The 13,224-nt window shown below is 54.4% G+C and carries 12 protein-coding genes and 1 tRNA gene; 6 read left to right on the top strand and 7 right to left on the bottom strand.

Going from position 1 to position 13,224, the window contains the following annotated elements:
• Positions 1-8 precede the first annotated feature (8 nt).
• On the bottom strand, positions 9-1,481 hold the full coding sequence (ilvC, locus tag FKN99_RS08430) for a ketol-acid reductoisomerase (protein ID WP_172117442.1): 1,473 nt from the start codon (positions 1,479-1,481) through the stop codon (positions 9-11).
• 195 nt (positions 1,482-1,676) lie between these two features.
• On the opposite strand from ilvC, the gene ilvY reads away from it, so the two are divergent.
• Positions 1,677-2,555, top strand: coding sequence for an HTH-type transcriptional activator IlvY (ilvY, locus tag FKN99_RS08425; protein WP_172117441.1), 879 nt, complete (start codon positions 1,677-1,679; stop codon positions 2,553-2,555).
• A 33-nt stretch (positions 2,556-2,588) separates the two neighbouring features.
• Here the strand turns inward: ilvY and FKN99_RS08420 are convergent, their stop codons facing one another.
• From FKN99_RS08420 to FKN99_RS08410, 3 genes are all read right to left on the bottom strand, one after another.
• Positions 2,589-3,305 carry a GntR family transcriptional regulator gene (locus FKN99_RS08420; RefSeq protein ID WP_087111895.1) on the bottom strand — a complete coding sequence of 239 codons (717 nt, stop codon included), beginning with the start codon at positions 3,303-3,305 and terminating at the stop codon, positions 2,589-2,591.
• A 167-nt stretch (positions 3,306-3,472) separates the two neighbouring features.
• The gene (locus FKN99_RS08415; protein WP_172117440.1) at positions 3,473-3,871 is read right to left on the bottom strand and encodes a phasin family protein; all 399 of its coding nucleotides are present in this window, start codon (positions 3,869-3,871) and stop codon (positions 3,473-3,475) included.
• A 197-nt stretch (positions 3,872-4,068) separates the two neighbouring features.
• Complete coding sequence (locus FKN99_RS08410) at positions 4,069-4,764, bottom strand: glutathione S-transferase family protein (RefSeq protein ID WP_172117439.1); 696 nt, start codon at positions 4,762-4,764, stop codon at positions 4,069-4,071.
• Positions 4,765-5,253: 489 nt separating this feature from the next.
• Here FKN99_RS08410 and FKN99_RS08405 point away from each other — a divergent pair, with 489 nt between their 5' ends.
• Positions 5,254-6,945, top strand: coding sequence for an L-lactate permease (locus tag FKN99_RS08405; RefSeq protein WP_172117438.1), 1,692 nt, complete (start codon positions 5,254-5,256; stop codon positions 6,943-6,945).
• Positions 6,946-7,073: 128 nt separating this feature from the next.
• Here FKN99_RS08405 and FKN99_RS08400 read toward each other — a convergent pair whose 3' ends face one another.
• Positions 7,074-7,598 carry a gamma carbonic anhydrase family protein gene (locus tag FKN99_RS08400; protein ID WP_172117437.1) on the bottom strand — a complete coding sequence of 175 codons (525 nt, stop codon included), beginning with the start codon at positions 7,596-7,598 and terminating at the stop codon, positions 7,074-7,076.
• A 131-nt stretch (positions 7,599-7,729) separates the two neighbouring features.
• Entirely contained in the window at positions 7,730-8,506 is a 777-nt protein-coding gene (gene glcC, locus FKN99_RS08395; protein ID WP_172117436.1) for a transcriptional regulator GlcC, read from the bottom strand.
• Between the two features lie 213 nt (positions 8,507-8,719).
• On the opposite strand from glcC, the gene glcD reads away from it, so the two are divergent.
• From glcD to FKN99_RS08375, 4 genes are read left to right on the top strand one after another with little or no spacing between them, the layout of a single operon-like run.
• Entirely contained in the window at positions 8,720-10,219 is a 1,500-nt protein-coding gene (gene glcD / locus FKN99_RS08390) for a glycolate oxidase subunit GlcD (RefSeq protein ID WP_172117435.1), read from the top strand.
• A gap of 17 nt (positions 10,220-10,236) precedes the next feature.
• Positions 10,237-11,337: a glycolate oxidase subunit GlcE gene (gene glcE, locus FKN99_RS08385; RefSeq protein WP_172117434.1), complete on the top strand. Its 1,101-nt coding sequence runs from the start codon at positions 10,237-10,239 to the stop codon at positions 11,335-11,337.
• Positions 11,338-11,351: 14 nt separating this feature from the next.
• The gene (gene glcF, locus FKN99_RS08380) at positions 11,352-12,587 is read left to right on the top strand and encodes a glycolate oxidase subunit GlcF (RefSeq protein WP_172117433.1); all 1,236 of its coding nucleotides are present in this window, start codon (positions 11,352-11,354) and stop codon (positions 12,585-12,587) included.
• Positions 12,588-12,616: 29 nt separating this feature from the next.
• Positions 12,617-13,018, top strand: coding sequence for a GlcG/HbpS family heme-binding protein (locus tag FKN99_RS08375; protein ID WP_172117432.1), 402 nt, complete (start codon positions 12,617-12,619; stop codon positions 13,016-13,018).
• A gap of 90 nt (positions 13,019-13,108) precedes the next feature.
• Here FKN99_RS08375 and FKN99_RS08370 read toward each other — a convergent pair.
• Positions 13,109-13,185: transfer RNA gene (locus FKN99_RS08370), tRNA-Asp, on the bottom strand.
• Between the last annotated feature and the right edge of the window lie 39 nt (positions 13,186-13,224).

The following is a 13,224-nucleotide window of genomic DNA, read 5'->3' as shown; positions in this document are numbered from 1 at the left end:
CCCGTGGGTTAAACGATCTTCTTCATATCCGCCATGTGGCCACGCAGCACGGCGCCAACAGCTTCCACCGGGTGAGCGCGAAGCGCATCGTTGACCTCGATCAATCGTGCGTTATCGACACCGTTGTCGTCCAGATCAAGGCCTTTACCGATGACATCGGATTTAATGCCCTTCATGAAGTCTGCCAACAGCGGCACACAGGCGTGGTTGTACAGGTAGCAACCGTACTCTGCGGTATCAGAGATCGTCGCGTTCATTTCGTACAATTTCTTGCGCGCGATGGTGTTCGCGATGAGCGGCGTTTCGTGTAGCGACTCGTAGTAGGCAGACTCGGCGATAATGCCCGCTGCGGTCATGGTTTCGAACGCAAGCTCAACGCCCGCCTTCACCATGGCGACCATCAAGATGCCGTTGTCGAAGAACTCCTGCTCGGAAATTTCAACGTCGCCAGCAGGCGTTTTCTCGAAGTTGGTTTCGGCAGTGTCTGCACGCCATTTCAGAAGGTTAGCATCATCGTTTGCCCAGTCTTCCATCATCGTGCGGGAGAAGTGGCCGCTCATGATGTCGTCCTGGTGCTTGTTGTACAGCGGACGCATGATGTCTTTCAGCTCTTCCGCCAGATCAAAGGCCTTGATCTTGGCCGGGTTGGAAAGACGATCCAGCATGTTGGTCACGCCGCCGTACTTAAGCGCCTCGGTGATGTTTTCCCAGCCGTACTGAATCAGTTTGGAGGCATAACCTGGCTCAATACCCTCTTCGATCATTTTATCAAAGCAGAGGATAGAACCGGTTTGCAGCATACCGCAAAGAATCGTCTGCTCGCCCATCAGGTCGGATTTAACTTCCGCGATGAAAGAGGACATCAACACGCCCGCTTTGTGGCCGCCAGTGCCCACTGCGTAGGCTTTCGCTAGCGCAAGCCCTTCGCCTTTGGGATCATTGGCTTCGTGCACAGCGATCAAGGTAGGAACGCCGAAACCACGAACGTATTCAGCACGCACCTCAGAACCCGGGCACTTGGGCGCCACCATGATGACGGTCAGGTCATCACGCACCTGCATGCCCTCTTCTACGATGTTGAAACCGTGGGAATAAGACAGGCAAGCGCCTTCTTTCATAAGCGGCATGACAGCGTTCACCACTGCGGTGTGCTGCTTATCCGGGGTCAAGTTCAGAACCACGTCCGCCGTCGGGATCAGCTCTTCATAAGTACCCACCACGAAACCGTTTTCAGAGGCGTTCTTCCAGGACTGACGCTTTTGCGCAATGGCTTCAGGACGCAGTGCGTAGGAAACGTCCAGGCCGCTGTCGCGCAGGTTCAACCCCTGGTTGAGACCTTGCGCGCCACAGCCAATCACTACCATTTTCTTGCCTTTCAGCGCGTCGACACCATCAGCAAATTCTGAGCTGTACATGAAACGACATTTTGCAAGCTGAGCCAGCTGTTCGCGTAGCGGCAAGGTATTGAAATAGTTAGCCATCGTTTACATCCTGATTAAGTATCATCACGCTATCGATGCACGACACACCGACACGAAAAAAGTGACACAGCCGCTCAATACGGGATCCAGCGCTATGTAAGTGAATCCAATCTAACCAAAAACGACTATTTCTTAAATTGATATATTTGCAACAACACGTCCCTATTTTCACAAAACGCTATTATCATGGCGCTTATGAACTTTAAACTTTTGAAACAATTCCTCGCGCTGGCCGAAACGCTGCATTTCGGCCGTGCAAGCGATGAGTGCTACGTCAGCATTTCTGCGCTTTCGCGCAACATCCGCCATTTGGAAGACGAACTGGGCGTGTCGCTGTTCAACCGCGACAACCGGACCGTGGTGTTGACTCAGGAAGGGCAAAAATTCCTCAAATATGCCCGCGATGCCAGCAGCCAATGGAATTTGATTCGTCATGAGTTAACCGACAATCTTGACCAATTAAGCGGTGAAATCAGTTTGTATGGCTCGGTGACGGCAAGCTACAGCTTTTTGCACGAGCTGCTTCGCCGCTTTCGTATCGCCTACCCGGCCATTGAAATCAAACTGCGCACCGGTGACCCGGAACACGCCATTGCGCACGTACTGGATGGTAAAGAAGACCTTAGCATCGCAGCAAAGCCTGCCCATCTACCGCGAGGCCTGGCCTTTAAGCCCATCGCTACGTCGCCGTTGCTGTTTATTGCCCCGCTGGAACAGCAAGTGCCGAATGCGCCAACCGGCACACCATTCACACCAGCAGAATGGGCGAACACGCCTATGATTCTATCGGAAAGCGGCGTTTCCAGAGCGCGTGTAGATGAGTGGTTTCGCAAGCTGGACATCTCGCCACGTATTTATGCCCAGGTCACCGGTAATGAAGCCATTGTCAGCATGGTGAGCTTGGGCTTTGGTATTGGCGTGGTGCCTAAAATCGTCCTCGACAACAGCCCATTGGTGGGTCGCATTCGAGTACTCGACGTAGCGCCGGAATTAGCACCCTACGATATTGGCTTGTTTACCCTGAAGAAGAACCTGAAAAACCCGCTGGTCGAGGCGTTCTGGAGCTTGATGTAAGCCCTGTTCGCGGCGTTAGCGATTAAGCTCACTTCAGTCCCCAAATATCTGCTGTAGGTCCGGGGCGCTCTCCTCTTCTTCGACCATGGAGAGCGAGGCTTCAATCGCTTTTAGGTGGCGGCTCATAAAGGCTTTGGCGCGCTCGCCGTTGCCGGACTCCAGATAGCCGATCAGGTCGTCATGGTCGTGGGATTCGCAGCCCAGGTGGCCACGGTGGCCATATACCGCAAGAATAAGCGATGAGCGCGAGCAGAGGCGTTCTACAAATTCGGCAAGCGTGGCGTTGCCAGAAAGCTGGGCGAGGCGCACATGAAAATCTGCTGACAGGCGAATAGCAGTGCTCTGTTGACCACTGCGCAGCGCGTGACGCTCCTCGCGGGCCATCTCGCGCAGTTCAGCAGCTTCTTTTTCACCGATTCGCTTTGCCACATCGGGCATTAATCCGCACTCGACAAGCTGGCGGGCATCGAAAACATCCTTGGCTTCATCGGCGGTGGGTCGGGTAACACTGGCACCACGGCGGGGCGTTAGGGTTACCAATTGCTCCAGCGCAAGGCGCTGTAAAATCTTGCGTATGCCGGTACGGCTAATGCTAAACACGTCGGCAAGCGCATCTTCACGCAGCCTGGCACCGGGCTTTAGGCGCTGTTCAACAATCGCATCGCTTACCGCACGATATATAGCATCGTGACGTTCATCGCCCTCTTTTTCTGGAGCAACCCGCTTCGCGGTCGCCTGCGCATCACTCATGTGGCTCTCCTATCGCCTCCTTACTTTGCATCGCGTCATGATATCGCGCTTGGCCTTGCTTGAGTGGGCGATATTACATGACGTTCGGCTAATGATGAGCAATAAAAAAGCGCTGCGTCCAGAGGATCGCAGCGCTTTCAGCGCCATGCAAATGGCTTAACAGGGATTTACTTTTTTGCCGACTCTGCTGACTTCTGAACGTTATCAGCCGCTTTCTGCGTGGCAGTGCTCGCCTTCTGGGCATTTTCTTCGGCCATTTTGGCGCTGTCCTGCATAAAGCTCTGGCTGATAGAGGTTACTTTTTCAGAATCCCCTTTCACCCGCTCCATGAAGTCACTTGCAACGCGCTGCTGGCTTTCCATGGCTTTCTTAAAGCCATCGGCATCTTTAACTTCCAGCCAGGTACGTGCTTGGGAAATGGTCATATCTGAATAAGCGCGGGCAGCATCAAGTTGAGCACCCATCAGCTTTTCATAGTAATCAAGCGCTGCATGCGTGTAAGAACGCATAGGTGACACAAAGGCAGACTCGAACTGTTGGGTGTTATTCTCTGCAGTCTTCATCATCACGACATCTCCTTGAGTTAGCTAGCAGGCCGCCGCCCGTTAGTCGTGGAGGCGCTGCTATTGCGTTGGCATTTGCCGCTGCTGTACGTAAACCTAGCAGCGCCTTTTGTGCATCGCAACATGGTTTTTTATATTCTCGTGCGCCACATGCCTCTACAGCTCTCAATATGATTTTAAATCAGCAGGTTATTCGATTTTTAATTTAAATCACGAATCGTGATTGCCTGGCGCGCAACCCCATTATGAGCATCCAACATACGCGTAAACCACTCGGTGACCGGATCATCGGGTTCGGTCAACGGCTCAAGCGAGACGGTGTGTGTCCACATCATGCTTCCAAACAGTAAGTAATCGATACCGCTGGGTGTTTCGCCATCTAGAAAAGGACTGCCATGTAACTGATCACGTACCGGCGCCAGCACTTGGTAAAGCTGCTGCTTGCCCTGCTCGGGGTTATGCACATCTTCCAGGCGTGCCCCAAAGCGCGCTTCACGGGTTTTACGAAAGTAATCACGATCATCAGGGTGAATGGCGGCCAATAAATCCAGTGCAACGCTACGAAACAGGGCAGGCGTTACGCTGCGCTCGACATAGTATTTAAAAAATAGCGCGCGTTGGTACGCCACTCCTTCACCCAAAACAGGGGCATCGGGATAGGCTTTATCCAGGTAGCGCATTATCTTAAAACTATCGGTAATGACCTGATCCCCATCGCACAGCACCGGGACTTTATCGTAGTCGGCGAACGCCAGCGCCTGCTTGTCCTCAAATCGCCAAGCGATGGTGTTATAGGCCAGACCTTTATGAGCAAGCGCCATACGCACGCGCCAGCAATAGGGAGAAAAACGCAGTCGTTCGTCACGGCCACATAGGTCATAGAGCGTACGTGTCATGTTTTTGCCCTTACCGTTAATGAAAAGAGGAAATTTAAAATGGCGCATTCATCGCCATTGAGATTAAAGCACTGGATGGAGAAGTAGCGAGCCCCAGCACTGTCTTTTAGTCTAATAACGACCCTCTTCAATGAAGCTTAAAAACAATTAACAATGCATATAAAACAATCATTTAAAATTCACGAAAGAGCTTATATAGACCTTACAAACTTGCCCCTTTTGGCAAGACCTGTTTCGTAATAGTGTTATTTTTTGCTCTGAGCCGTATCTTTTCAATGTTGCGCTTAGGAAGCCTCTGATTAACGTAATGAGCACAGGTCAGACAAGGCAAAAATCAACGAAAAAGCGGAATTTACAATCTGTAAATGAGCATTTTAAGATGATTTTTAACGCAGTATGACCAAGCGCAATAGTTAATCAGAGGCTTCTTAGCACTTAAACCATTAGACAGAGTTAGCGCATACCCATAAATAAAAAGGCGGTTTTCTTATGAACGAAACAACACTTGCTCTTCTGGCTTTTTTGCCATTACTGCTGGCAGGTATTTTACTCGTTGGTTTTAAAATACCGGCCAAAATAGCGATGCCGATTGTATTCCTCACCGCAGCCACTATTGGGCTGACGGCTTGGGATATGTCATTTAGCCGCGTGGCCGCCTCGACGATCCAAGGCCTTATCCAAACAGCAGGCCTGCTGTGGATTATTTTTGGCGCCATTTTGCTACTCAATACCTTGAAGCATTCAGGGGGCATTACCGCTATTCGCAATGGTTTTTCAGGCATCAGTCCAGACCGCCGCGTTCAGGCACTGATCGTTGCCTGGCTATTTGGTTGCTTTATTGAAGGCGCTTCTGGCTTCGGCACCCCCGCTGCCGTGGCCGCACCGCTAATGGTTGCCTTGGGCTTCCCGGCACTTGCCGCTGTCGTGGTGGGCATGATGATCCAATCTACCCCGGTGTCGTTCGGCGCCGTGGGCACGCCTATTATCGTGGGCGTGGGCAGCGGGCTGGACCGTGCGGGCATAACGACACAACTGGAAGCGGATGGCTCCACTTGGGGCACATTTTTCCAACTGATCACCAGCGAAGTGGCTATTACGCATGGCATCATCGGCATCTGCATGCCGCTTATTTTGGTACTGGTGATGGTGCGTTTCTTCGGCGCCAACCGCTCTTGGAAAGAGGGGCTTTCGATTGTACCGTTTGCCCTTTTCACCGGCATTTCGTTTGTGATTCCTTATATGCTGGTGGGCGTTTTCCTGGGCCCGGAATTTCCCTCCATGATTGGCGCTATGGTCGGCCTAGCGATTGTTGTACCGGCAGCGCGTAAAGGCTTTTTACTTCCCAAAGATACCTGGGACTTTCCGGAATCAACCTCTTGGCCGGATGAGTGGATTGGCAACCTGCAAATCAAGCTTGAAGATGTGGCCGGAAAAGCCCCGATGTCTACCTTTATGGGTTGGGTTCCCTACGTATTGCTTGCGCTGTTCCTGGTAGCCTCACGAACCATTGAACCGCTGCGGGTGGCGCTCACCTCTATCAGTCTGGACTGGAACAATATTCTAGGCGAAACGGGCGTTAGCGGGGGTGTACAGCCGCTTTACCTGCCAGGCGGGATTATTTTGGCGGTAGTGATCGTGACCTACTTCCTGCACAAGATGAATCCGAGCAAAATAAGCGCGGCGGTATCAGAATCCACCAAAACGATATTGGGCGCAGGCTTTGTATTGATTTTCACCGTACCCATGGTACGTATTTTGATCAATTCAGGGGTTAACGGGGCGGACCTGGTGTCAATGCCGGTAATGATGGCGCAGGCAGTTGCTCATGGCATGGGCAACATTTATCCCTTCTTCGCCCCCACTGTGGGCGCCATGGGTGCCTTTATTGCAGGTTCCAATACGGTTTCTAACCTGATGCTGGCAGAGTTCCAATTTAACGTCGCCCAAACGCTGGGTGTTTCAACTGCCATGATGGTGGCTCTGCAGGCAGTCGGTGCCGCTGCGGGTAACATGATTGCGATTCACAATGTTGTGGCGGCTTCTGCGACCGTTGGCCTGTTGGGCCGTGAAGGTACGACCATTCGTAAGACTATTATCCCCACCATCTACTATCTTGTCTTCGCGGGCATTATTGCGATGGTAGCGTTCTATGTGCTTGGCGTTACGGACCCACTTATGTAGAACATCTGACTAGCGTCACCCTTTACGACACCCCAAGCCTGCCTTGGGGTGTCGTGCTTTAAACGCAAGGAACGTCGTTAGAAAGCCGCGCATTCGTTGATGTGATCGCTAATGTAATAGTTGACGTGCTAATCGATGCGTTTTAGCGAGGTGGCATGCTGCTGGCCGCGTATGACATAGCTTTGCGCGTTCAGCTTAAGCCCTTCTATGGCATCAGCAGAAAGCGTGCGTACTACCCGCGCAGGTGAGCCCACAATCAGCGAGTTGGGCGGAAACACAGCGCCCTCTTTAATAAATGCCCCCGCACCTACCAGGCTGTTTTCGCCGATCACCGCGCCGTTAAGCACCACGGCTTGAATACCGATCAAACAGCCATCGCCTACGCTACAACCATGCAGCATGGCCTGGTGGCCCACCGTGACACCGCGCCCCACTTTGAGAGGATATCCTGGGTCGGCATGCAATACCGCGCCATCCTGAATATTGCTCTCTTCGCCTATTTCCAAAAGGTCGCTGTCACCGCGCAACACCGCTTGATACCAGACGCTGGAGCGCGCTTTTAAGGTTACCTGCCCTATCACGTCTGCGGTTTCAGCAACGTACACGTCGTCATGAATATCAGGCTGGTGCTCACCGAACTGGTAAATAGCCACATCGCTCTCCTTTGATTATTGTCATCGCCTAGGCTAGCGTCTGTGTCAGCCGCTGAGCAATGTGAATCTTTTAGCCAGGTACTTTATCAAGCCAGCATTTTCATCAACCAGGTATTTTCATCAGCAAATCATTACCACGGCTCCATACGCATGGCTGAGCGCTCCAGACATTCGCTCTCTACTTCCAGCTCCCGTAGCAGCTCGGTAATGCTGGTGAGATGCTCCAGCGCCACCTGCCTGGCCTGTTCGGCGTCGCCTGCGATAACCGTATCATGCAGCCGGGCATGCTGGCGGTTGATCATTTCACGCGGGCCCGTACGGTGGTAAAGATGCTTAACCGAGGCAAATACCGAACTTAGCAGCAGATCGGTCAGGCTTTGCAGTGTATGTACCAGCACCGGGTTGTGCGATGCCTGGGAGACGGCGAGATGAAAGGCGTGGTCAAGCCGCGCCAGCCGCTCAACGTCAATGCACTCGGCGTGCTCGGCATAATCCGCCAGCTCCTGGTAGCGCCGGGTAATCAACACGCGGTCCATGGAGGTACCTCTCGTCGCCGCCAAAAAAGCCGACTCTCCTTCCAGCAGAGCGCGCACTTCGAGCAGATCAAACAGCGTGCGCGGGTGATCATGGAACAGGTGCATCAACGGGCTTTTATCCTGCATGGGGAGAAGCGATGCCACGGTTGAGCCATGCCCTTGGCGAGTTTCAATCACACCTCTGCTACGCAGAATGCGCAGGCCTTCACGCAGCGAGGCTCTGGATACTTTAAGCCGCTCGCAGAGGCGCCGTTCAGAAGGCAGCAGTTGGCCTGGCCGAAAGACGCCATCCAGAATCAAGCGCTCCAAACGGGCGGCAACATGGTCAGGCGTACGCAGGCCAAGTACAGGTTCTTGATTGGAAAAGGACATCTGTTTTCTCTCATCCAGGCGCTGGTTGGTCGCCCATGGCAAGGTACGATTTACCCGTTGGCAAGCAGGCGGCAGCGCGTTTCAACATCGACTAATTACTGGTCTGACCATTGCACCACACCCTGGACAGCCGCACAAAAAAAGCTCAGATTGATGCCATAGCAAATTGACCGTGCGGTTACCTTTAACGATAAAAAAACCAGAGAAGTTGTGATGAATATTCTCTTTGATGAGCGCCTTGACGGCGAGCTTGTCCACCGCGATAAAGCCGAGGTTTTAAGCGAGATACAGCAGGCAGTGCCCTCCATGACCCTGCTCCATCGGGAAGAAGACCTGCGCCCTTTTGAGTGCGATGGCTTGGCGGCGTACCGGGTGCTACCCATGCTGGTGGCGCTGCCCGAGAACCTTGAGCAGGTTGAAGCCCTGCTAAAGCGCTGCCACGCACTGGATGTCCCCGTAGTGACGCGCGGTGCGGGCACCGGCCTTTCTGGCGGCGCACTTCCGCTGGAACAAGGTGTGCTGCTGGTAATGTCGCGTTTTAATCGTATCTTAAGCGTTGACCCGGACGCCCGCCTGGCGCGTGTACAGCCGGGGGTACGCAACCTGGCTATTTCTGAAGCGGCCGCGCCTTACGGGCTTTACTACGCCCCTGACCCGTCATCTCAAATCGCCTGCTCAATTGGCGGCAACGTGGCGGAAAACGCAGGCGGCGTGCACTGTTTAAAGTACGGGCTCACAGTGCATAACGTACTCCGTGTTGATGTGCTCACTATTGAAGGCGAGCACATGACGCTGGGCGCCGAGTCGCTGGATGCGCCGGGTTTTGATCTTCTGGCACTGATGAATGGTTCAGAGGGCATGCTCGGTGTGGTGACTGAAATTACCGTTAAGCTGCTGCCCAAGCCGGAAACCGCCAAGGTCTTGATGGCAAGCTTCAACGATATTGAAAAAGCGGGCCGAGCGGTGGGCGACATTATTGCCGCAGGCATCATTCCAGGCGGGCTGGAAATGATGGACAGGCTAGCCATTAAAGCGGCTGAAGATTTTGTTAAAGCGGGTTACCCGATGGATGCTGAAGCCATTTTGCTCTGTGAGCTGGATGGCGTTGAGGCAGATGTAGATGACGACTGTGAAACGGTACGTCGGGTACTCGAAAAGGCAGGCGCCACACAGATTCAACAGGCCCGCGATGAGGCTGAGCGAGCCATGTTTTGGGCCGGACGTAAAAATGCCTTCCCAGCGGTTGGCCGTATGTCGCCAGACTACTACTGCATGGACGGCACGATCCCGCGCCGCGAATTGCCGCGCGTACTCAAGGGGATCGCCGCACTTTCTGAACAGAGTGGTCTGGCCGTGGCCAACGTGTTTCACGCAGGCGATGGCAACATGCACCCGCTGATTCTGTTTGATGCCAACAAAGAGGGGCAGCTTGCGCTTGCCGAGGACGTTGGCGGCAAGATTCTGGAGCTTTGCGTGGAAGCGGGCGGGTCCATTACCGGCGAGCACGGCGTGGGGCGCGAAAAAATCAATCAGATGTGCAGCCAGTTCCAGGCCGATGAGATCCGCATTTTTCATGCGCTAAAAGCCGCGTTTGATGCAAAGCGCCTGCTCAACCCCGGTAAAAACATCCCTACGCTTGCTCGCTGTGCCGAATTTGGCGCCATGCATGTGCATAACAATGAATTGCCGCACCCGGAGCTTCCGCGTTTTTGATGGCATAAGGAACACTCATGACCGATCTAGCGATTAACGCCGCAGACCGCGATATCTCTGAGCGCCTGTGTGACCAGGTGCGTAACGCGTATGAAACGCGCACGCCACTGCGTATTGCAGGGGGGAACACTCGTGCGTTTTATGGCCGCCCTGTGGAAGGCCAGCCGCTGCACATGGCAGAGCACAGCGGCATCGTCTCTTACGACCCCGTAGAGCTGGTAGTCACCGTGCGGGCGGGCACACGATTAAGCGTGCTTCAGGCAGCGCTTGCCGAACACCATCAAATGCTCCCCTTTGAGCCGCCCTCCTTTGGTGAGAACAGCACCATTGGCGGCGCCGTAGCCACCGGGCTTTCTGGCCCCCGGCGCCCCTGGGCGGGTGCCGCACGCGACTTTGTGCTCGGCACACGCATTATTACCCAAGAGGGCAAGCTGCTGCGCTTTGGTGGCGAGGTGATGAAAAACGTGGCAGGGTATGATCTTTCCCGCTTAATGACCGGTGCCCAAGGCACGCTTGGCGTACTGGCCGATATCTCCTTTAAGGTGCTGCCTGTTCCCACAGCAAGCCACTGTCTGCGCCTGTCACTAAGCCTTGAAGCGGCCTTACACAAACTGGCTGAACTTGGCCGTGAGCCGCTACCCATCACTGCCGCTGCCTGGCACTCAGGCGAGTTGTTTATTCGCCTGGAGGGGGGCGAAAGCTCGGTAAAAGCGACCCGTGAGCGCTTGGGTGGCGAACCACTGGAGGCCAGCTTTTGGGCCTCGCTGCGTGATCATACCCATGACTTCTTTAAGTACCGCGATGACCCACCGCTGTGGCGCCTTTCACTCCCTCCGAACACTGCCCCGCTTGCATTGGATATTCCCCAGCAAGATATCTTTTACGACTGGGGCGGCAGCCAGCGCTGGGTAAAAACCACCCTCGATGCAGCAACGTTACGCAAGGCATGCCAGGCCGCCGGCGGGCACGCTACCTGCTACACCCCGCAGGCGCAAGGTGGGGCCGCTGAGCCCTTTACGCCGTTAAACAGCGTGGTTGAAAAGTATCACCGTAGGCTGAAAGCGGAGCTGGATACTCACGCTATTTTTAATCCCGGTCGTCTTTATGCGGCGCTTTAATCAGGAGAGCTGATATGCAAACGCATTTTACCGATGCGGATCTTCAAAAGCCGCATATTCAGGAGGCGGAGCGCATTTTGCGCACCTGCGTACACTGCGGTTTCTGTAACGCGACCTGCCCCACTTACCAGTTGCTGGGCGATGAACGTGACGGCCCCCGCGGGCGCATCTACCTGATGAAGGAGCTGCTGGAAAGCCGCGACGACGATGACCAGGTCACCGCGGAAACCCGGTTGCACCTGGACCGCTGCCTAACCTGCCAGAACTGTGAAACGACCTGCCCTTCCGGGGTCGAGTATCACAAGCTGTTAAATATCGGCCGCGCTGAAATTGAGCGTCGAGTACCGCGTCCGCCAGCCGAGCGTGCCCAGCGCTATACGCTGCGTAAAATGATGGTAGAGCCAACGCGCTTCAAGGCGCTGCTTAAACTGGGCCAAACCTTCAAGCCGCTGGTGCCAGGCAAGCTACGCAATAAAATGCCAGCCGCGCCCATTGATGCCGGCAAACGGCCGGGCAGTACGCAGCATACTCGGAAAATGCTGATGCTAGAGGGGTGTGTACAGCCTGGGTTATCGCCCAATACCAACGCCGCCACAGCGCGGCTGCTGGACCGACTGGATATTAGCTTAACGCCCGTCACAGAAGCGGGCTGCTGCGGGGCCATTGACTTTCACCTCAATGCCCAGGATGACGGCCGAGCACGCATGCGCGCCAACATTGATGCCTGGTGGCCACATATTGAGCAAGGAGCAGAAGCTATTGTTCAAACGGCCAGTGGATGCGGGGCATTTATCAAAGAGTATGGCTATATGCTCAAGGATGACCCGCGCTATGCTGAAAAAGCCCAGAGAGTCAGTGCGCTGGCAAAAGACATTGTTGAGATACTTCGAGAGGAACCCCTGGACGCCCTTCAGGTAAAAGAGACTCAGCGGCTGGCCTTTCACTGCCCTTGCACGCTACAACACGCCCAGAAGCTTAACGGCGCGGTTGAAGGCGTACTAACCACGTTAGGGTTTACGCTGACCCCGGTGCAGGATGCTCATCTCTGCTGCGGATCAGCGGGCACCTACTCGGTCACCCAGCCGGAACTGGCCACACAGCTGCGCGACAATAAGCTCAATGCTCTGGAGGCAGGCAACCCAGCGCTTATCGTAACGGCTAATATTGGCTGCCAAACGCACCTGGCAGGCGCGAACCGGACGCCGGTTCGCCACTGGGTCGAAGTGGTAGACGCCGCACTTGCTCAATAACACTCATTAACCAACCAACAGGAAATGCTATGCAAACCAAAGCCGTACTGACGCTTACCGATATCAACAAGATACTTGATGCTGCGCAACAAGAAGCTGACCACAACCGCTGGCCGGTGACGATTGTGGTCACTGATGATGGCGGCCACCTGCTGGCGCTACGCCGCCTGGATGGAGCCGCGCCCTTTAGCGCGGAAATCGCCTCTCATAAAGCGCGTAATGCCGCTATTGGCCGCAAGGAAACGCAGGTGTTTGAAGAGATGATTAACGGTGGCCGCACTGCATTTGTTTCCGCGCCCTTCCCTGGCTTATTGTCAGGTGGCATTCCGGTGATCGTCGATGGGCAAGTGATCGGCGCGGTAGGCATTTCCGGTGTAAAACCTGAGCAGGACGTCCAGATTGCCAAGGCAGGTGTTAGCGCGGTTGCCTGACTGGCGTAACCAACCAGCGCACATACGAAAAACCCCGGATCAATGATCCGGGGTTTTAGAATTCGTTCGGTATAAACCGAAGGTGCTTAATGGCGGACCGGACGAGACTCGAACTCGCGACCTCCGGCGTGACAGGCCGGCATTCTAACCAACTGAACTACCGGTCCACATATAAGGCACTTAACGCGGTATTACAATGACAACCA

Source organism: Halomonas hibernica, assembly GCF_013183775.1.
GTDB classification, from domain to species: domain Bacteria; phylum Pseudomonadota; class Gammaproteobacteria; order Pseudomonadales; family Halomonadaceae; genus Vreelandella; species Vreelandella citrativorans.
The sequence above is the reverse complement of the archived record's forward strand: the minus strand, read 5'-3'. Positions and strand labels throughout refer to the sequence as shown.

Bases quoted from the DNA above. Each gene is read 5' to 3' on its own strand.
- ilvC (WP_172117442.1), bottom strand. From the start codon at position 1,481: ATGGCTAACTATTTCAATACCTTGCCGCTACGCGAACAGCTGGCTCAG.
- ilvY (WP_172117441.1), top strand. From the start codon at position 1,677: ATGAACTTTAAACTTTTGAAACAATTCCTCGCGCTGGCCGAAACGCTG.
- FKN99_RS08420 (WP_087111895.1), bottom strand. From the start codon at position 3,305: ATGAGTGATGCGCAGGCGACCGCGAAGCGGGTTGCTCCAGAAAAAGAG.
- FKN99_RS08415 (WP_172117440.1), bottom strand. From the start codon at position 3,871: ATGATGAAGACTGCAGAGAATAACACCCAACAGTTCGAGTCTGCCTTT.
- FKN99_RS08410 (WP_172117439.1), bottom strand. From the start codon at position 4,764: ATGACACGTACGCTCTATGACCTATGTGGCCGTGACGAACGACTGCGT.
- FKN99_RS08405 (WP_172117438.1), top strand. From the start codon at position 5,254: ATGAACGAAACAACACTTGCTCTTCTGGCTTTTTTGCCATTACTGCTG.
- glcC (WP_172117436.1), bottom strand. From the start codon at position 8,506: ATGTCCTTTTCCAATCAAGAACCTGTACTTGGCCTGCGTACGCCTGAC.
- glcD (WP_172117435.1), top strand. From the start codon at position 8,720: ATGAATATTCTCTTTGATGAGCGCCTTGACGGCGAGCTTGTCCACCGC.
- glcE (WP_172117434.1), top strand. From the start codon at position 10,237: ATGACCGATCTAGCGATTAACGCCGCAGACCGCGATATCTCTGAGCGC.
- glcF (WP_172117433.1), top strand. From the start codon at position 11,352: ATGCAAACGCATTTTACCGATGCGGATCTTCAAAAGCCGCATATTCAG.
- FKN99_RS08375 (WP_172117432.1), top strand. From the start codon at position 12,617: ATGCAAACCAAAGCCGTACTGACGCTTACCGATATCAACAAGATACTT.